Source organism: Frankia sp. EI5c, assembly GCF_001636565.1.
Taxonomy (GTDB): Bacteria; Actinomycetota; Actinomycetes; order Frankiales; family Frankiaceae; genus Parafrankia.
The window spans coordinates 42,262-61,627 of sequence record NZ_LRTK01000003.1 but is presented as its reverse complement, the minus strand read 5'-3'; the positions used below and the strand labels follow the sequence as shown (position 1 = coordinate 61,627).

Here is a 19,366-nt window from a genome sequence, read left to right as displayed (position 1 = left end):
CACCCCCATACACCTCTGCCCGATCAGAACCCTCACTGCCCGCGTTCGGCACCACGGTGCACAATGCGCGGATTGCCGGTCTGAAGATCCTCTTGCTAGTCTCAATTCCCGGCAAGGAGATTTTGTCTGCTGTAAAGGGCCGCGCCGACCCGGCTGCGCGGACTCCCCCACGGCCTGGCAGCGGTTTCCCGGCCCGTCTTGTCCCCCGCCGGCTCCGGCGAGGAAAAGAGGCGGACCGGGCACCGTCCTTTCGCCGTTTTTTCGCTTTGTTTCGTTCTTAGTCCGCGAGACCCCCGGACGAGAGGAAGACGATGACATCGGGCACTACCGATGGCTGCTCGGTCGAGGCGATGCTGCCTCGGGCCGTCACCCGGCTGCGCGCCCGTACCGGCGCCGATCTGGCCTACGGCGGATCGGTCGATCCCCGCTCGCGCTACCTGACCATCAGCGCGTTGGACGGGAACCGCACCAACGCGTTGCGCGGAATGTCCCTGCCGCCGGGCCACGGCGTGGGCGGACGGGTGGTGGCCCTCGGCCGGCCCGTCGTGATCGACGCGGCCACCCGGCCGCGATACACCGAGGATCAGCGGGACTGGGCCGTCCTCGGTGAGGACATCTCCTCGGTCGTCGCCGTACCCGTACGGGCCAGCGGCGTCGTGCACGCGGTGCTGTACTGCGGCGTGCGGGCTGACAACCCCGTCCCGCCGGCGGCGGTGGAGACGGCGCTCGGCGTCGCTCGGCGCTTCGAGGCCCTGCTGGCCGAGCGCACGCTGGCCTCCCGGGCGGAGGCGGGCGCACCCACGCCGGCTGCCTCCCGGCTGCGGGTGCTGTGCCGGGTGGACTCCGAGCTGGAGGAGCTGACCTACCAGACCAGTGACACCGCGCTGCGGGAACGGCTCATCGCCGTGCGGGACCTGCTGGAGGACCTGTTCCCCGACACCGCGCCACCGACGCGGGCCCAGCCCTTCGGCCTGTCCCCCCGCGAGCTCGACGTCCTGCGCCTCGTCGCGGAAGGCATGTCGAACGCGGAGACGGCCCGGCGCCTCGCGGTCAGCCCCGAGACGGTGAAGGCCTATCTGCGCAGCATCATGAACAAGCTCGGTGTGCACAACCGCACCGCGGCGGTGAACGTCGCACGCCGTTCCAGCCTGCTGCCGTGACCGACGTCGCCGGACCGGCGACGGCCTGGTCCGGCGACGTCGGCGGCGCCTATTCCTGGCCAGCCCGGAAATCAGCCCGGCCGGTGAAAAAAACGGGCGGGTGCGGGCGAACCTTCCGCCCGCACCCGCCGGAAACAAACGGTTGCCGCCGCCCCTGATGCGCGGGCCCCAGGTCGGGCGCGCGCCGGGACGAAACTCACCGGCCGCGGGTCGGCCGAGGATGCGTGGGGCGCGGGCAGAACGCCCGCCCGCCGGGAGCCCGCCCGGGGCTCGTCGCCGCCGTGCCCGGTGCCGGCAGCGCCAGCGGGCCGGTTGCCGCCGGGCTGGGCGCACCGCCCGAGTCGGCCCCGCCGACCTGCTCCTGCCCTGGTGGCGGCGCTGTTCCCGGGCCGCGCCGCGGCTCGCCACCACCGTGCCCGGCCGTGGCGTCGCCTCCCTGAGGCCGCTTGCCCCCCTCGGACCCCTCCGGACGGCCCTCCGGCGCGCCCGGAGCACTCCCGTGCGGACGCGCCCCGTACCGCGGTCGGGGACACCTCCCCTGCTGGGACGGCGATCCGCCGTTGTTGTGCCGTTCGAACTTGTCTCCCACGACGAACTCCCCCTCCTCCGGATACCGACTGGTGTGACGGACGACGTCATCGCGGTACTGGCGTCATCGGCGTGAACATTAAAGAGGTATTCGCGGCTTTGGTACCCCTCTATGGGGGTATCACCCGATCTTTTCCACTTCTACGTTGAACACATGCCAATTCCCGTCGATGTCACGCGGCGGTTCAGGGGCTCGACGGGGCGCCCCGACAGCCACCGGTCACCCGCTCGGGCGGGAGCCGTGGGCGGGGCGGCGGCGACGTCACCGCCGCCGCTGACTCCGCGCGCGCTGCCGCCACCGGTCGCACTCTCACCACCGGTCGCACTCTCGCCACCGGTCGCACTCTCGCCACCGGTCGCACTCTCGCCACCGGTCACGCTGTCGCCACCGGTCACGCTGTCGCCACCGGTCGCCGTGCCGGCGCCGGCGGCCCGTGGACCGCGCACGCTGTCCAGGCACCGCCCACCGGCCGGCGACGCCCGCCGAGACCCGACCCGGGTGGAACGCATTCCCGAACACGCCGGACGGGTCCCGGCCCAGCCGGGCAGCTCCGGCAGCCACGCCGGCGGATCCGGCAACGCGGGTGCCGGCAGCACCGGCAACGCGGGGAATTCAGGAAACGCGGGAAACGCGGGCGATGCCGGGAACACCGGCAGCTCGGGGAACTCCGGCCGGCACGGCGGTCCCGGCGGCCACGGCGGTCCTCCCAGCGCGCCGACCGGCGGCCGCGGCGGGCTGTTCGCGCTGCTCGCCCGGATGGCGGTCACCCGCCCGGGACGGGTGCTGGCGGCCACCGCACTGATCGTCGTGGCCCTGCTGCCGTGGGCCGGTGGAGTGTTCGACCGGCTGGACACCGGCGGCTTCTACGCCACCGGCGACTCCGCCACCCGCGCCGAGGCGCTGCTGGACGCGGAGTTCCCGGGCGCGCCGCCGAACGTCGCCGTCATGGTCACCGCGCCGGGAACCATCGACGGTCCCACCGCGACCCGGCTGGGTGAGCACCTCACCAACCAGCTCCGGCGCGAGCCGGGGGTCAGCGGCGTCGTCTCCTACTGGTCGCGGGAGCCGCAGACAGCCCTGCTCCGCTCCCAGGACGGGCACAGCGGCCTGCTCCTGTTCCGGCTCACCGGCTCCGAGGACGCCATCGCGCGGCACCTGGAGGATCTGCACGCCCGGTACGCCCACGACGGGCCGGGCGTCGTGGTGCGCTTCGGCGGGGCACCGGCGGTCATGCGCGACGTCACCGAGCAGAGCCGGGACGATCTTGAGCGGGCCGAGCTGGTCACCGCCCCGCTGGTGCTCGCGGTGCTGTTCTACGCCTTCGGCGGCACCGTCGCGGCGCTGCTGCCCGTGGTGGTCGGGGGCAGCGCGGTCATCGCCAGCCTCGCGCTGCTGCGGCTGCTTTCCGAGCTGACCCACATCTCGGTCTTCTCACTCAACCTGACCACGGCACTGGGTTTCGCGCTCGCCGTCGACTACTGCCTTTTCATCCTCCGGCGTTTCCGCGAGGAGCGGGAGAACGGGGTGGACCGGCCGGTCGCGCTGCACACCAGCCTGCGCACCGCCGGGCGCACCGTGCTCTTCTCCGGCCTGACGGTGGCGCTGTCGCTGACCGGCGCGCTGCTGTTCCCGCTGCCCTACCTGAAGTCCTACGCCTACGCCGGCATCGCGGTCGTCGTCACCTCGGAGCTGGCGGCGCTGCTGGTGCTACCGGCGGCGATCATGCTGCTGGGTGAGCGGGTCGAGCGCGGCCGCCGGCGCCCCGCTGCCGGCAGGGCGGCCGCCGGGGGCGGCTCGGGCCGCCCCCGGCGCCGGCCGGGAACGGTGTGGCAGTCACTCGCCCGCCGGGTCATGGCCCACCCCGTCCTCTTCGGCGGGGCCGCCGTCGCGCTGATGGTGGTGATGGCGCTGCCGCTGGGCGGCCTGCGGGTCGCGCTCGCCGACGACACCGTGCTGCCGAAAACCGCCGACTCGCATGTGGTGAACGACGCGATGCGCGACGATTTCACCGTCTGCCTGCCCTGCCAGATCCCGGTCGTGGTGCCCGGCGTCGACGCCCGGGAGCCCGGCGTCGTCACCCAGCTCGGCGGCTACGCGGCGCGGCTGTCGGAGGTGCCGGGCGTGGCGCGGGTGGACACCGCCGCCGGCACCTACGCCGGCGGGCGCCTCGTCGCTCCCGCTCCGGCCGACGGCGGCCAGCAGTTCGTGGGAACCCACGGCGGCGCCTGGCTGTCGCTGTGGCCGACCGAGCCCGATCCGATCGCCACGGCGACCCAGCGCACGGTGGGCCTGATCCGCGCCGTGCCGGCCCCCTACCCGGTCGAGATCGGCGGCCTGGCGCCCCACCTGGTCGAGACCCGTGACACGGTGATGCGCGGGCTGCCCGGCGCGATCGCCGTGGTGGTGATCACGACGTTCGTGCTGTTGTTCCTGTTCACCGGCAGCATTCTGCTGCCGGTGAAGGCGCTGCTGCTCAACGCGCTCAACCTGGCCGCGGTGATGGGCGCGATGGTGTTCGTCTTCCAGCACGGACACCTGCGGTTCCTGGTCGGGGACTTCCAGGTCTCCGGCACCGTCGAGCTGACCAGCCCGGTGCTGATGTTCTGCGTGGCCTTCGGGCTCAGCATGGACTACGAGATCTTCCTGCTCGCCCGCATCCGGGAGGAGCACCTGCGCGGTGCGGGCAACCGGCGCGCCGTCGCCCGCGGGCTGGCCGCCACCGGCCCGTTGCTGACCAGCGCGGCACTCGCCCTGATCGTGGTCATGATCGGCGTGGCGACCTCCCAGATCAGCATCATCAAGATGATCGGGGTGGGGCTGGCCCTGGCGGTGCTTCTGGACGTCACCGTGGTGCGCGCCGTGCTGGTTCCCGCCTTCATGGCCCTGGCGGGCCGGTACAACTGGTGGGCACCGAAGCCGCTGCGGGTCATCCACGAACGCCTCGGCGTGCGTGAGGGCGGCGACAGCTTCGCTGAGCCGGCCGCGGCGGACGGACCGCAGGTCCCCCGGGGGGTGCTGCCCGTGGTCGTCCCGGCGGTGCCCCGGCGGGATCCGGGGGCTGCGGCGCACACGGCCCGCCCGGCCCATCCGCCGCTGGATCCCAGTGCGCAGGAGGCGACAGGAAAGGGCGGGCGGGCTGGAGCCCCGGCCTCCTGGGGCGTCTCGCCGCGCCACGGCGCCGACATCGGCCCGCCCGGACCGCCCTCGCCCGGCGGGTGGACCCGGGCCCCGAGGGCCCTCTTCTCCGCCAGCACCTACGGCCGCGCGGAGGACGGCCTGTTCGATCCCGACGGCTACGGCACGCCCGGCGGCGGGGCGACGGGCGGACCGGTGGTGGTGAACACTCCCGCCCGCCGCGGCACCCCGGGCGGGCCCGCGGCAACGCCCCCGGGCGCCGGGCCGGTGCGCGCCGGGCCGGTGCGCGCCGGGCCGGTGCGCGCGGGATCCGAGGACGCGCCGGGCAGCGCCCCCGACCGCAACATCCCCACGCTGGGCGAGCGGGAGACCGTCGACGGCGGCTGGTCGCCCAATGCCTGGTTCTCCCCGCACGGTGACGCGCAGCCGGTGGACCCCCGCCGGGACGGCTGAGCGGCCGCCTGGCCACCACGGACACGGGCGGGGCCGCCGGACCGGCACAACGCCGGCCGCCGGACCGGCGTGGGGTGTCGCACAACGCCGGGTGCCGGGGCGCGTAATGCAGTATCCCGGATCTGGCGAGGCACCAGGAGCACGGGCGGGCACCGTGCCGTCGGAACCCCGGCGCCCGCCCCGACAGCGAGGGTGGATGATGCGACCAGCAGCCACAACCAGGCCGGTGAGCTTCGAGGCGACCGACTCCACGGTCCTGGACCTGCTGGACCTGGAGGAGATCGACCGCGACCTGTTCCGGACCCGGCAGGTGTTCGACGACCGGTACGCCCTCTACGGCGGCCAGGTCGCCGCCCAGGCACTGCTCGCCGCTGGCCGCACGGTCGAGGAGGGGCGGACCCCGCACTCGCTGCACGGCTACTTCCTGCGCCTGGGCGACGCCTCCCGGCCGACGATCTTCCATGTGGACCGCGACCGTGACGGCCGGTCGTTCTCCGCCCGGCGGGTGGTGGCCGTCCAGGGCGGCAAGGTGATCTTCAACATGTCGGCGTCGTTCCAGCTTCCCGAAGCGGGCGTGGACCTCACCGCCGAACCGATGCCGGCGATGGCGGCGCCGGAGGCCCTCGAGGCGTTCGTGCTCCCGCGGCCGATCTCGTTCGAGGCACGCGCCGCGGAGCTCCCCGACCTGCCCGCCGGCTTCCCGACCCGCCTCTGGGTGCGATGCACCACGGCACTGCCCGACGACCCGCTGCTGCACGCGGTGGTCCTCACCTACGTGTCCGACAGTGTGGCCGGGCTCGCGCCGTATCACACCGAGGACGCCCGTTCCGGGTCGAGCCTGGACCACGCCGTCTGGTTCCACCGCCACATCCGGATGGACGACTGGGTGCTGATGGACCACGTTCCCCGCACGATCGCGGGCGGGCGGGGCTGGTACACCGGGACCCTCCACGCCCGCGACGGCCGGCTGGGCGCGAGTCTGGTCCAGGAGGCACTGTTCCGTCCCCCGCTGGACCGCCCGCGCCGGCCCTGGAGCGGCGACCAGAGCTGACCGCGCGCCCCGGACCCGTGCGCGCGCACCCCGGCTCCGACCGCGTCCCGGGTCCGGAGTGCGAGTGCGATCAGGCGGGGTGCGGTGACCGGCCGCCGGGCCCCGCGCCCTGCCAGCGGCCGGCCGCCAGCACGCCGACGACGGCCAGCTCGGCGTCCAGCACGACGAGATCGGCGTCCAGCCCCGGGGCGATCGACCCGCAGCGGTGCGCCAGCCCCAGCACCCGCGCCGGGTTCGTCGCGGCCGCGGCGAAGGCGACGTGGATCGGCAGCCCGGCGGCGACGGCCCGGCGCACCGCGGCATCCATTGTGAGGGTGCTGCCGGCGAGTGCCCCATCCGCGACCAGCCGGGCCTCCCCGTCGCGGACCCGGACCGGATGGCCGCCGAGCAGGTACTCGCCGTCGCCGGCACCGGCCGCGTCGACGGCGTCGGTGACCAGCACCAGCCGCTCGGGTTCGGCGGCGACGAGGCGCAGCAGCGCCGGGTGCACGTGCACCCCGTCGTTGATCAGCTCGCAGGCGACCCCGGCGTCCAGCGCCGCCACCGCCGGGCCGGGTTCGCGGTGGTGCATCGGGCGCATGCCGTTGAACAGGTGGGTGGTCAGGGCCATCCCGGCGGCGAAACCGGCGGTGGCCTGGTCGTAGGTGGCGTCGGTGTGCCCGGCGGCGGCGATCACGCCGTCCGCGGCCGCCGCGGCGACGACGGCCTGGGCTCCGGGCAGCTCCGGGGCGATGGTGATCACCCGCAGGGCGCCGCCGGCCGCCGCCGCCAGCTCGGCGTAGACGGCGCGGTCGGGCAGGCGCAGGTGCTCGGCCGGCTGGGCGCCCCGGCGGGCCGGTGCCAGGAACGGGCCTTCCAGATGCGCGCCGACGACGTGGCCGCCCGGGCCCGGGCCCGCGGCCGCGAGCTCGGCCACCCAGCCGAGCTGCTCGGTGAGCCGCGGCACCGGTGCCGTCACCAGTGAGACCAGCGTGCGGGTCGTCCCGTGGGCGCGGTGGAAGGCGACCGCGGCGGCCATGTCCGCCCGGGACGCGGCGACGTCATGACCACCGCCGCCGTGCACATGCAGGTCGATGAAGCCAGGCGCCAGCCACGCTCCGGCCAGCTCGACGACGTCCTCGCCAGGTTGGCCGGCGGGCCCGCGCCCCCGGCCCACCTCGGTGATGAGGCTGCCCCGGACCCGCACCCACCCCGGGTCGAGAACACCGCCGGGAGTGATGACGCGGGCGCCGGTCAGCACCGCCATCGCCGGCGGTTCCTCAGTTCTCGACCCAGCCGTACTTGCGCGCGACCGCGGCGAGCTCGCGGCGGACGTGCAGGATCTGCGTGCCGGTGAGCGGCGGATCGGTCTGCAGCAGCACCTCGGTGATCTCCTGGGTGAACTCCTCCAGCGGCAGGACGTCGCACAGCCCGTCGCCGCCGTCGTCGGCGCGGGGGGTCACCGGCCCCGGCCCGGCCACCACCGCCGCCGGGCCGGCCGCCGACCCGCGCAGGATCCGGGCCGCCGACGCCTTGCGGCCCCGGTCGCTGTCCTCGACGTCGAACTCCATCAGCACGCCCGGGACCACCAGGCTCTTCTCGACGAGAAGATCGTTCGCGTGCAGGAAGACATCCTCACCGCCATCACTCGGGGCGATGAATCCATAGCCGCGAACATGATCGAAACGAAGGACTTTACCCGTGCTCACAACTCACCCACAACCCCTGAGAAACCCCAGATCCGGCCCTCTACCAACCCGGCTGCCAACCCGGCCCGTCCGTCACCGTGAGAGGCCGACCGCGCCGGTCGCCCGACATCTTAGGCAAGCCCCCGCCCGCCCGGGCGGGTTTCGGTCCTCTCCGCCGAGCGGACGCCGGGGCCGGCGACCCGCGGGCGGCGACGAGACCGGCGCGGGCGAATCGCGGCCGGCCGGATGCGCCGCGGCCGACCAGCCCCGTACGCTGCGAAAACGGCCATACTTCTGGTTCAGGTACGGAGAACACGCGGCTCGGGCACGGATGTACGGGTGTACGGGTGTGCCGCACGGGTGAGGCACGGGTATGGACAGCCTGCGGGATCTTGAACGGGAACTGATGCTGCTCGGCAGGCATCACATCCTGCCCACCCGGCGTCGACGCGGGCACCGTCACCTGGACCGGTCCGCCTACCTGCTGCTGAGCCGCCTGGAAGCCGAAGGCCCGATGACGATCNGGCAGCTGGCCGAGGCGTTCTGCCTCGACGTGTCGACCGTCAACCGGCAGACCGCCGCCGTGTTGCAGGCCGGGCTGGCCGAACGCGTTCCCGATCCGGACGGCGGTCTCGCCCGCAAGCTGACGATCACCGCCGAGGGCTCCTGCCGGGTCGCCGAGGACCGCGACTTCGTCCTCGGCCACCTGCGCGACCTGATGGCCGACTGGTCCCCCCAGGAACTGCGCACGTTCGCGGCGATGCTGGAGCGGCTCAACATCGGCATTGAGGCCCGGCAGAACCAGCGGTCCTGGCCACGCGCGGCCGCGGCGCGGCTCTCCGGCCGCTGATATTCCGGCCGCTGATACTCCGGCCGTCGGGGGCCCCGGCCGCGACCGGGGGTCACCCACGGGCCAGGTCCCCGGTACCGGCGAGTCGGGCCTTGGGGCACCGAAGGGTCGTTCTTGGGTCAGCGGCGGGCCGGTCTTGGGTCCGCCTTGCGGCGACAATCCAGGCCACCTGAGGGCTACCCTTTGGCCCCCTCGGACGGCAGATCTTCCCGTCCCCACGGGACCTTTGACGCTCCTCCGAGGACAAATGATCTGGGCCTGGCAGGTTGTTCCGCGGACAGACTCGACATGTAGCCCTCTTTCGGGACAACCAGCGCGATGCGGCCAGACGGGCCCGCCGCCACGGCCGCCAGAGGCGCTGCTCCTCGTGGCCTGTGCCGGCACCCGACCACCTGAAGCATCGGAACACCGGAGGACGACACGGTGAGCGACGACAGCCCGACCGGCACGACTCCGCTACATCTCCAGGGCCGTGCCGCGGTCATCGCCGCCTCGGCGGACACCCGCTGGCGGCATGGAGCACCGCCCGACTACCACCTCTCCCATGAGGTGATGCCCGGCGAGCGCACCACCCGGCACGAACCCGGATCACTCGCCGACATCGTCGAGAACCTCGTACAGGTCTTCGAGATGGAGCTGTCACACAAGGCCGACCCGGCCCAGTGGATCAGCATGGTCACCGACCGGATCAAGGTGAGCCTCAACGGCGGCCCGCCCGCGGACAGCGCGGAACTCGCCGAACGCGGCAGTTACAACATCCTGATCGGTGAGAACCCGTACTACCGCGCCAGCGAGGAGACCTTCGAGTCGTCGCACGAGATCTTCCACCAGGCATTTCCCGGCGGCTTCTTCTGGGAGGTCCTGGAGGTGTACTCGCCGCCGCCCGTGATCACCTTCAAGTGGCGGCACTGGGGCACCTTCTCCGGTCCCTACAAGGGCACGGAGCCGACCGGCGAGCGGATTGAGCTGTTCGGCATCACGGTCGCCCGCTGCGCGCCGGATCTGCGGCTGCTGGAGACCGAGCACTTCTACGACAACAGCCTGTTCCTGGGCCAGCTCTGCGGCGCGCAGCACCCACCCGCGGCCCAGTAGCCCGCGGCGGCGGCCAGGCCTGACCGGGGGCGGTAGGGGCAGTTGCCCCTACCGCCCCCGGTCACGCACCAGCCGGGGTCGGCTGCAGCCGGAAGATCGTGCTGCGGATGTCGTCGATGGACGAGTCCAGCCCGTTGATCGCCGCGTTCAGCCGGGCCGCGGTCACGTCCCCGACGGCCCGGCTCAGCGAGCGCAGGTGCAGCCCGATCGCGTACAGGCGCTGGATGACGAGGTCGTGCAGGTCCCGGGCGATGCGTTCCCGATCCGCGAGCACGGCGAGCCGGGCCCGCTCGCGGTAGGTCTCGGCAAGCTGGATCGCCGCCGCCGCGTCGTTCGCGAACTCCCCGGCCAGCGCGGGATCGTTCGCCGCGAACGGCGGACCGTCCGGCCCGTTCCCCAGTACCAGGGCCCCGATGGGACCCTCCGCGGCGGTGAGCGGAATGACCAGCGCCTCGCGCAGCCGCGGCTGCGGCGGGATCGGCGGGATCGGCGGGATCACGGCTGACCGGGCAGCGGCCGGTTGCGCGGCGGCCGGCCGCGCGGCGAAGCCCTGCCCAAGCCCGTCCACCGGGCTGTCGGGCGGGCTGTCGGGCGGCACGCTGTCCGCTGGCGGGACCAGCGCGATGGGGCCACTCCAGGAATCGGAGTCGTCGAGACCGTCGACGTGCACGGGCTGCCCGCCCAGGAACTCCGGGCGGTTCTCCGCGGCCTCTAGGGCGAGGGCGAGGCTGTGCAGGGTCTCGGAGTCGGCGTGCCGATGCCCGGCGCAGTCGACCTCGGTGGCCACCAGGTTGCCGGCCTCGTCAGGCAGCGCGACGGCCCCGACCTCGGCGCAGGTCAGCCCGCGGGCCGTCGACGCGAGCAGCATGCGGGCGGGCTGCGACTCGCCGGCGACCAGCGCGTCCACGGTGACCCGTGCGCTCGCGGCCAGCCACTCCCGCCCCCGCCGGGCGTCCTCGTAGAGCTGCCTGGTCCGCCGTTCGGCCCGGTCCCGGTCGATCGCCGCGCCGAGGATGTTCCCGACCGCCTGGACGAAGCGGGCCTCGTCGCCGGTGAACCGGCCCGGCAACGCGCTCGCCACGGCCAGCACACCGAACGGCGCGGCCGCCGGCCCGACCCGGGCCGCCAGCGCCGCCCGGGCGACACCGGAGTCCGACCAGCCGCCACGCAGATGCGGGCTGGCGTCCAGGTCGTTCACGACCACCGGCTCGTCCACGTCCAACGCCAGGCGAAGCAGGGATCTCGCCTCGACCGCCAGCGGACCGGTGAGGTGGATCGGGCCGGCGTCGCGGGGCATCGTGGCCGTGACCGGGCTGGTGGCCGCGGGCGGGGTGGGCGGGTCGGTCAGCGCGTCGGTGGGTGCCTGGGCCGACGCGCTCGCGAGATCACCGCCGCCGCCGCCGTCGCCGTCGCAGCGGATCACCTCGCACACGGCCACCTCGAGCGTCGCGGCGACGATCTCGACGGCCTCGGTGATCAGGGTCGACAGCCCGGGCCCAGCCAGGGCTCGCTGGCCCAGCCGGGCGAGCGCCGACTGTCGCTGTTCGGCGGCCCGCAGGTCGGTGATGTCCGACAGGACCACCGCCGCGAGCTCCTCGCCGTCCTCCCGGAACGGGATGACACAGGCCCGCAGCGACCGCACCGGCCCGGCCACCCCGTCCAGTGCCAGATCCCCGAGCTGCGTGCGGCCGGATCGCAGGGCGGCCCGCACCAGCCCCCACTCCCCGCCGAGTGGACGTGCCCCCCAGCCGGCGGGCCGACCGCGCCCGGCGAGCAGGTCAAGCGGATCACCGGCCCGAGGCGACAGCCCGACCAGGCGGGCGACCGCCGGCGAGAAGCGGCGCAGCCGCAGGTCGGCGCCGTACACGGCGACGCCGGTGGGCAGGTCGTCACCGCCGCCGGTGACCGACTCCAGCAGCGTGGCCTGCTCGCCGGCGATCCGGAGTGCGGACCGGGACCCGGTGACGTCGACCAGGGTCCCGGTGCTGCCGAGAACCTCCCCGGCAGCCCCCCGCAGCACACCCGCGCGGATGCGGACCCGGCGGTAGCCGCCGTTCCCGGTGCGGCAGCGCGTCTCGTGCAGGCACTGCTCCGCCTGCCCCCGTGCCAGGTCGGCGAACACGGTGGCCGTGTGCGCCACCTCCTCGGGGTGGACGTAGTCGAGCAGGCGAGCCCCCAGGCTCGGGCCGACGTCGAAGCCGGTCAGGGTGGTCCAGGCCCGGTTCAGATAGGTCCAGCGGCCGTCAGCGTCGGTTCGGAAGACGACCTCGCTCAGCGTGTCCAGCAGCGACACCGCGGAAGCCTCCGCGGCGGCGGCCCGGTTCAGCCCGGCAGGCGACCAGGACCGGCCGGCCGCGCCGGCGTGCTTGATCTCGGACGTCACCGAAAGCCCCCTTCCCACCACGGCCCCCCGGCCGCCACCCACACCGGCCACGGAAGCCGCGGATCCCCTTCTTCGGGTTGGCACCGCGCGCCGACGGAACTCACCGCTGACAGAACATCATCCACCCCCGCGGCGGGAATCGTCGCCAGCGCGGTGCCCACGGATCCCGGCAGGATCCGGGCGGCGTCTAGCGTTCACCCGTGGAAACGACACCGCAGCCGTATGTCGAGGTCGACGGCCGCCCCGCCGCCGCGGGCGACCTGCGCCCGCTCGCTCTGGCCAATGACGGCCACCTCACGACGATGCAGGTGCGGGCCGGCAAGGTCCGCGGGCTCGCCCTGCACCTGCGCCGGCTGGACGACGCCAACCGGGAGCTCTACGGCACCGGCCTGGACGAGGAGCTGCTGCGGGCCCGGATCCGGCACGCGCTGGCCGCGTGGCCGGACCCGGGCGCGGCGGGGCACGGCGGGGACGCGACCGTGCGGGTCGTGGTCTTCCCCGCCGGCGGGCACGGCAGCGGGGCGACCGGCGGCGGTGAGGTCTGCGTCCTGGTGTCGGCGGGCCCGCCGGCCGAGCCGCCCGCGGCCCCGCTGCGGCTGTGCTCCGTGCGCCCCGAGCGGCCGTTCGCGCACCTCAAGCACATCGGCACCTTCGGCCAGATCCACGGTGGACGCGTCGCCCGCCGCCGCGGGTTCGATGACGCGCTGCTGGTCACCGCCGACGGCCTGGTCTGCGAGACCACCATCGCCAACATCGGGTTCGTCGACGCGCCCGCCGACGGCGCCCAGGGCCCCGCCACGGTGGTCTGGCCGGCAGCCCCCGCGCTGCGCGGGGTCACCATGACGCTGCTCCACGAGCGGCTGCGTACGCCGGCCGGCGCTCCGCCCGCAAGCCCGCCCCCGCGACGGCCACCGTCGCTGGAGTCGGACCCACCGCTGGAGTCGGTCCGCGAGCCCGTCCGGCTGGCGGACACAGCCCGCTTCCGCGCCGCGTTCGTCACCAACTCCCGTGGGTTGGCGGCCGTGGAGCGCATCGACACGACCACGTTCTCGCCCGCACCGGCGGTGATGGCCGCACTGCGCCGCGTCCACACCGCCGTGCCCTGGGACGAGATCTGACATCCACGGGAGGCTTCACCGCGGACGCACCGGCCGCCGTCCGCCGCCGGGACGGACACGGATCCGCACGCCAAGGTCGGTGACGGTAGCCTCGATTCGACCGATGTGTCATGGAGGATCCATGCAGGCACGGACCGCGTTCCCCCGGAGCCGGGCACGGTGAGCTACGGGCTTGGCGTCGATCTCGGGACGACCTTCACCGCGGTGGCGACCGGGCGGCCCGACCGGCTGGAGATGGTCAGCCTCGGCAGCCGGAGCACCGCCGTCCCCTCGGTCGCCTACGCGGCCTCCGAGGGCGGGCTGCTGACCGGTGACGCGGCCGAGCGGCGGGCCGGGCAGGAGCCGGCACGCGCGGCACGCGAGTTCAAGCGCCGGCTCGGGGACCCGACGCCGATAGTGCTGGCCGGCGTTCCGTACTCACCGGCCGCGTTGCTCGCCGCGACGCTGCGCGACGCGGTCGCGGCCGCCGTCCGGCTGGAGGGGGAACCACCGGACCGGGTCGTGTTGAGCCGGCCCGCGGTCTGGGGGGCCTACCGGCTCGAACAGTTCGAGGACGTGCCCAGGCTGGCCGGGCTGAGCGAGGTGCACCTCGTCACCGAGCCGGTGGCCGCCGGCACCTACTACGCGACCGCGCGCCAGCTGGCCGACGGCGACGTGATCGCCGTCTACGACCTCGGTGGCGGAACCTTCGACAGCGCGGTGCTGCGGTGCGAGGCCGGGGCGCCGCGTCTGCTCGGCACCCCGGAAGGCGTCGAATGGCTGGGCGGCGTCGATTTCGACGCGGCGGTGCTCCGCCACGTCGACGAGGAGCTCGGCGGCGCGGTGACGGCGGCGGACCCGCACGAGGACGCGGTCGCGCTCACCCGCCTGCGGCACGAATGCGTGCTGGCGAAGGAGGCGCTCACCTTCGACGCGGAGACGGTCATCCCGGTGTTCCTCACCGGCGCCCACCGGCAGGTGCGGCTCACCCGGGAACGGTTCGAGGAACTGGCGGCCCCGGCCGTGGCGGCCACGGTCGACGGGCTGCGGCGAGCGCTGGAATCCGCCGAGGTGGCGCCCGCCGATCTGACCGCGGTCCTGCTCTCCGGCGGGTCCTCGCGGATTCCGCTGGTAGCCCGCACGCTGGCCGCCCAGTTCGGCCGCCCCGTCCTGGTCGACGCCCATCCCAAGCATGTGGTGGCCCTGGGGGCCGCACAGATCGCCGCGACGCTGCTCGCAGCCGGCACCGGCACCGGCACTGCCGCCGACACCGACACTGCCGCCGACCCGGCGCCCGCGGTGCCCCCGCCCCCCGGCCCGCCGCCACCGCCCGACATGCCCGATCGGACGGTCGCCGGTAGGGCGAAGCGGCGCCGGGTGCGGCGGGCCACGGCGCAGGAGGACCCGGTAGCCACCGCGGCGAGCGGCGCCGCGACCGAGGCCGCTGGGGAGACCGAGGCCGCGGCCGTCGCACCAACAGGCCACGAGCTCGCGACCGCCGCCTCCGGGAACAGCGACCCCGGGGACAGTGGCCCCGGGAAGGGGGAGAGCCCGGTCGCCGGCGAGGCGCGGTCCTCCCACTGGCGGCGGCTCAGGCCGCGACGACGTCCAGCGGCGGCACGGCCCGACGACCAGCCCTCGCCCGACGGCGCCGGTCAGGTCGGGCTCAGCCGCCGGGATGTGACGGTCGCGCTGGTCATCAGCCTGGTGGCACTCGTGCTCGCCGCCGTCGCCGGCGCGGTGTACGGCTACGCCACCCGGACGAAGGCACCCTCCGCCGAGCCCACGCCGCGCGCCGCGAGCGCCACCGTGCTCGCGGACGTCCACCCGGCCACGGAGCTCGTGCGATGGCGCGGCGCGGACGGGAACCGCGGGTAGGGCAGGCCCTACCAACGTCGTGGGGCCCGCCCCGCAGGTCGGGGGCACGCTCCCTGGGACGGCGCGAGCTGTTCCGAAATCGTCGGTGGCATGGCGACGATCACGGAACACAGCAGGGACGCGGAGCCGGCCGGCGACCGTTTCGACCGCATCGTGCGGGAGCACCAGCCAGCACTTCTCGCCTACGTCAGTCGCCTCTGCGGCGGCGACCGCGCGCGGGCCGAGGACGTCCTCCAGGAGACGTTCCTGCGCGCCTGGCACCATCTCGACAGGCTGGTGCCCGAGAAGGGCTCGGTGCACGGGTGGCTGCGCCGGGTCGCGCACAACATCGTCGTCGACGGGCACCGGATGCGCTGTGCCCGGCCGGCCGAACTGGAACTGACCCCGGAGCGGGCCGGGGCGTTCCTGCAGCCGGACGGGAGCGAGGCGCTGGTCGACTCGCTGACGCTCGGCGCGCTGTTGGGCCGGATCGGGCAGTCGCACCAGGCCGCTCTCGTCGAGACCTACCTGCGGGACCGCACCACCGCCCAGGCCGCCGCCGTGCTGGGGGTGCCGGTGGGAACGGTGAAGAGCCGTACCTTCCACGGGCTGCGGGCGCTGCGGGTGGAGGCCGGCCGGCTGGGGTTGCGCGGCTGAGGCCGCCGGGCCGGCGGAGGCGGAAGCTGCTCACGGGACGCGGTCCGCCCGGTCGGCCCGGTCGGTCAGGTCGGTCAGGTCGGTCAGGATCTCGGAGGCGATGACCGGATCGAGCTCGCCGAACGTGAGCGCCGCGGCGGTGTGCCGGCCGCCGGTCGGCCGATCGCTCACCGACACCTCGCCCAGCCGCTGGCTGGGGAACTCCGAAACGTCGGCGACCAGGATGCCGGGGTCGAGATCGAGGGCGACGGAGCGACCGGCGGGCAGGTCGCGTTCCAGCCAGCCCTGGACACCGGCCTCGAGCGGTACACCCCGGCGCCAGCCGCGGCGTTCCAGCCGCAGCACCTCGACCGTGGGCACGGTGATCCCGACGGCCCGGCGCAGGACCGTCTCGCCGCGCTCCGCGTCGGTCAGTGTGTACACCGCCCGGTCGAGCTGCGGGAACGGCTGCGGGATCTCGTGGGCGGCGAAGCGGGCGGACCAGGCGCCGACGGAGTCACCGAGGTGCAGCGGGTGCGCGAGGCGGACGCCCGCCGCCGGAAGGGGGAGCGGGTCATCCTCGACGTCGACGAGGGTGCGGTCCCCGGTGATGCGCACTGCCCGCGGCGGCCCGCCGTCCGCGTCGTCCACCAGCCAGACCAGCCGCCTGGCCAGGTGCCCCAGCAGCGGGTGCCGCACGAACAGCTCCCCGAACTCGGCGACCGTCCACCGGCGCTGGGTGACCATGGCCTCCTCCAGCCGGCCGAGCTGGTGATCGGCGATGGCGCGGACGTCCGCGCGCAACGCGATGAACCGCTGGTAGGCGGCGGGGGCCAGCCGCTCGTCGTCCCGCGCGCCCGGCTTCGGCAGGGCAGCGCGGCGGGTGCCGTCCCCGCCCAGGACACGGGGCCGCAGCCGCTCGTCGAAGCCGACGACGAACCGGCGCGGCCCGTAGTCCAGGGTCAGGCTGCCGTTGGCGTCGAGCCCGAAATCGGGGACGAGCCGGTCGGCGAGCTGCTCCGGGGTCAGCTCCCGGTCGGCTGCCAGCTGGGCGATCTTCGCGGCGGCTCGTTCCCGCAGGCCCCGGAACCTCCCCTGCCGTGAGATCGCATGCAGCTGCGCCAGCGCCGGGTCGGTGCCGATCCCGGCGAGCACCTCCAGGCCCCGCACCGCCCGGGCGTGCCCGCCCTGGCCGGGCCAGGCGCGGATCAGCGGGGCGAGCCGGCGCACGGTGTCGTCGTCGCCGACGCAGCCGAGCGCGTCGAGGGCCCACCCGTCCTTCGCCGGCGCGCCGACCGTCTGCCAGCGCTCGAACAGCGCCCAGCCGAACGCGGCGAACGAGGCCGGGTCGACCGCCTCGCGTACCGCGGCGACCCCGGCGTAGGGCTCGCCCGGCTTCGACAGCGCCAGCATCGTGCACAGCTGCCGGACGGCGGCGGCGGGCAGCGCCTGCTTACGGTCCCGCAGCAGCACCTGCGGGAGCACCGCGGCATCCACCCAGTCCGGTACCGCCGGGAGGGGACGGGGCAGGGCGTCGAGCGGATCCGCGGTCAGCAGCGCCTCGACCGCGGCCGCCACGGCCTCGCCGTGGCGGCGGGCGGCGGTCAGGACGTCGCCGGCGTGGCCACCGCGGGCGACGGTGCGCAGCGCGTTGCCCGCCGCCCGCCGGCGCGGGCCGGCCGGGCCGACGGCGGCGGGCACGAGCGCGGCCGCGGCGAGGGCGGGGTGGCGCGCGAACCAGGCGAGCGCGTCCGCGCGCACCGAGGTCAGCCGCAGCAGCCAGTCCGCCATCACGGTGGCGACCTCGGCGGAGGCGTACGGCAGCAGCCACGGGGCGCTCGCGCCCGCCCGGCGCGCGCCGAGGTGCAGCGCCAGCGGCAGCGCGTCCAGCTCGAACCGGCTGACCAGCCACGGCAGACACGATTCGGCGTTCCGGGGCGCCGCGGGCAGCCAGCTGCGCAGGTATGGCCGGACGAGCTCCTCCGGGCCCTCGGTGAACACTGCCCGCTGCTGGAAGGGGTGCAGCGCGCCCTCGCGCAGCGCCCGCAGCCGACTCGGCCAGGACCAGCCCGTCATCTCCCCCCAGGCGATGGGGCGGATCTCGCCGGCCGCCGCCCAGCTCTCCCGCTCACCGGGCCGCCAGACGACGGCCTGCTCGGTCGGCACGTCGAGGCCGTCGATCACCACCTGCTTCGGCCGCCGCCGCGGGCCCGCCCACGGCGGCGTGACCAGCACCCGCGGCAGCAGCTCCGCCGCGGCATCCGGAACCGCGGTGCCGGATGCCGCGGCGGATGGTGGCGTCGGCAGCAGCCGCAGGGCACGCGCCGGGAACCGCTTCGTCGCGGCGAGCACCGCCGGCTGGACGTGCTTCTGCTCAGCCCGGGCGAGCAGCAGCCGCAACGCCTCGTCGGACGGCAGTGCGGCGAGGATGGCCAGCAGGTGCTGACGGCGCCGCGTGTCGAGGAGCGGTTCGTCGAGCCAGTGGTCCAGCAGCGGCGCCGCCCCCGCGCCGACGCCCTCCGCCAGGGTTTCGAAGACGCCGCTGAGGTTGCGCGTGGCCCCGACCGACACCAGGTGGCCGATCCGCTCGGCCTGGTCCGAGGTTCCCGCGGACATCAGCAGCAGCAGGGCGGGGGTGGCGGCCGAGGCCGCCGCGACGACGCGGCAGTCCTCGGCGACCCAGTCGGTGCGGGTGGGCAGCAGGTAGGAGGTCACGGCGCGCTGACCCGGCCCGTCGGCCCGGTAGGGTGCCAGTGCCTCGGCCACCCGCGCGTACTGGTCGTCGCCGGCCGCCGCGAGGTGGGCGCGAACCCGCCTCGCGACCAGCAGCCAGGGCAGGTGCCGCGGCGCCGCCTGCGTGTTGGGCCCGAGCCGCCGGAGCGGATGGCGGTGTGGCAGGTCGCCGCGGAAGGCGACGTCGATGGACCAGAGCTCGGCGACCGCGCGGGCGGCGAACCCGAGGCCGTGCACGGCCACCCAGAGATCGGCGAACGCCGCTGTTCGCCCGTCCGGCCGGCCTTCGCCGAGCAGGTGACACACGGCGGCGACGACCGCCGCCGCGCCGGCGGGGGTCAGTTCGTCGGCGAGCCGCACCCAGTCCCGCCGCCAGGCGCTGTCCAGCCAGGGCAGAGCCGCCACGGCGAGACCCGGCTCGCTGGCGGGGTTGCCGATGATCTCCCGCAGCGGCCGGCCGTACTGCTCGACAAGCTCCTGTACCGCGGTCGCCACCTCGGTCTCGGTGAACACCGTCCGGACGGGTGTGCCCCCGCGCCGCGGGTGCAGGACCTTTCGCCAGGATGTCGGCACGACGAGGGTGTCCTCGTCCTTGTCGTCGTCTTCCATGTCGTTGTCCATGTCGGTGTCCATGTCGGTGTCGGTGTCGGTGTCGGGCAGCAC

The 19,366-nt window shown here is 74.8% G+C and carries 12 protein-coding genes and 1 pseudogene; 9 read left to right on the top strand and 4 right to left on the bottom strand.

The annotated features are described in order from the left end of the window. Window positions 1-311 precede the first annotated feature (311 nt). From UG55_RS01215 to UG55_RS01205, 3 genes are all read left to right on the top strand, one after another. A complete protein-coding gene (locus UG55_RS01215; RefSeq protein WP_066061545.1) occupies window positions 312-1,160 on the top strand; it encodes a LuxR C-terminal-related transcriptional regulator in 849 nt (282 codons plus the stop codon). A 1,087-nt stretch (window positions 1,161-2,247) separates the two neighbouring features. After that, window positions 2,248-5,337, top strand: a complete 3,090-nt coding sequence (locus UG55_RS01210; protein WP_304440373.1) for an MMPL family transporter — start codon at window positions 2,248-2,250, stop codon at window positions 5,335-5,337. Window positions 5,338-5,536: 199 nt separating this feature from the next. Then, window positions 5,537-6,388: an acyl-CoA thioesterase II gene (locus tag UG55_RS01205; protein ID WP_066061542.1), complete on the top strand. Its 852-nt coding sequence runs from the start codon at window positions 5,537-5,539 to the stop codon at window positions 6,386-6,388. A 70-nt stretch (window positions 6,389-6,458) separates the two neighbouring features. Here the strand turns inward: UG55_RS01205 and nagA are convergent, their stop codons facing one another. Continuing rightward, a complete protein-coding gene (gene nagA, locus UG55_RS01200) occupies window positions 6,459-7,634 on the bottom strand; it encodes an N-acetylglucosamine-6-phosphate deacetylase (protein WP_066061539.1) in 1,176 nt (391 codons plus the stop codon). Between the two features lie 13 nt (window positions 7,635-7,647). Further along, window positions 7,648-8,076: a cold-shock protein gene (locus tag UG55_RS01195; protein WP_066061535.1), complete on the bottom strand. Its 429-nt coding sequence runs from the start codon at window positions 8,074-8,076 to the stop codon at window positions 7,648-7,650. Between the two features lie 352 nt (window positions 8,077-8,428). Here UG55_RS01195 and UG55_RS30975 point away from each other — a divergent pair. The 3 genes and pseudogenes from UG55_RS30975 to UG55_RS01185 all read left to right on the top strand — a co-directional run. Beyond that, window positions 8,429-8,578: pseudogene (locus tag UG55_RS30975) on the top strand (MarR family transcriptional regulator); the annotation flags it as partial. 1 nt (window position 8,579) lies between these two features. Next, window positions 8,580-8,905 (top strand): MarR family winged helix-turn-helix transcriptional regulator (locus tag UG55_RS01190; RefSeq protein ID WP_242423560.1); only part of this gene is annotated, 326 nt, incomplete at its 5' end. Between the two features lie 423 nt (window positions 8,906-9,328). Beyond that, window positions 9,329-9,997, top strand: a complete 669-nt coding sequence (locus UG55_RS01185) for a SnoaL-like polyketide cyclase (protein ID WP_066061528.1) — start codon at window positions 9,329-9,331, stop codon at window positions 9,995-9,997. Between the two features lie 61 nt (window positions 9,998-10,058). On the opposite strand, the gene UG55_RS01180 is transcribed toward UG55_RS01185, so the two are convergent. Then, window positions 10,059-12,380, bottom strand: a complete 2,322-nt coding sequence (locus tag UG55_RS01180) for a PAS domain-containing protein (protein WP_066061625.1) — start codon at window positions 12,378-12,380, stop codon at window positions 10,059-10,061. A gap of 200 nt (window positions 12,381-12,580) precedes the next feature. On the opposite strand from UG55_RS01180, the gene UG55_RS01175 reads away from it, so the two are divergent. The 3 genes from UG55_RS01175 (at window position 12,581) to UG55_RS01165 (ending at window position 15,991) form a co-directional block, all read left to right on the top strand. Beyond that, window positions 12,581-13,498, top strand: coding sequence for an aminotransferase class IV (locus tag UG55_RS01175; protein ID WP_066061525.1), 918 nt, complete (start codon window positions 12,581-12,583; stop codon window positions 13,496-13,498). A 159-nt stretch (window positions 13,499-13,657) separates the two neighbouring features. After that, the gene (locus UG55_RS01170; RefSeq protein WP_066061522.1) at window positions 13,658-15,355 is read left to right on the top strand and encodes an Hsp70 family protein; all 1,698 of its coding nucleotides are present in this window, start codon (window positions 13,658-13,660) and stop codon (window positions 15,353-15,355) included. 90 nt (window positions 15,356-15,445) lie between these two features. Next, on the top strand, window positions 15,446-15,991 hold the full coding sequence (locus UG55_RS01165) for a sigma-70 family RNA polymerase sigma factor (RefSeq protein WP_066061519.1): 546 nt from the start codon (window positions 15,446-15,448) through the stop codon (window positions 15,989-15,991). Window positions 15,992-16,021: 30 nt separating this feature from the next. Here the strand turns inward: UG55_RS01165 and UG55_RS01160 are convergent, their stop codons facing one another. Next, a complete protein-coding gene (locus UG55_RS01160; RefSeq protein WP_083986274.1) occupies window positions 16,022-19,366 on the bottom strand; it encodes a DUF4132 domain-containing protein in 3,345 nt (1,114 codons plus the stop codon).

Coding starts and splice junctions, on each gene's coding strand:
- UG55_RS01215 (WP_066061545.1), top strand. CDS start 312: ATGACATCGGGCACTACCGATGGCTGCTCGGTCGAGGCGATGCTGCCT.
- UG55_RS01205 (WP_066061542.1), top strand. CDS start 5,537: ATGCGACCAGCAGCCACAACCAGGCCGGTGAGCTTCGAGGCGACCGAC.
- nagA (WP_066061539.1), bottom strand. CDS start 7,634: ATGGCGGTGCTGACCGGCGCCCGCGTCATCACTCCCGGCGGTGTTCTC.
- UG55_RS01165 (WP_066061519.1), top strand. CDS start 15,446: ATGGCGACGATCACGGAACACAGCAGGGACGCGGAGCCGGCCGGCGAC.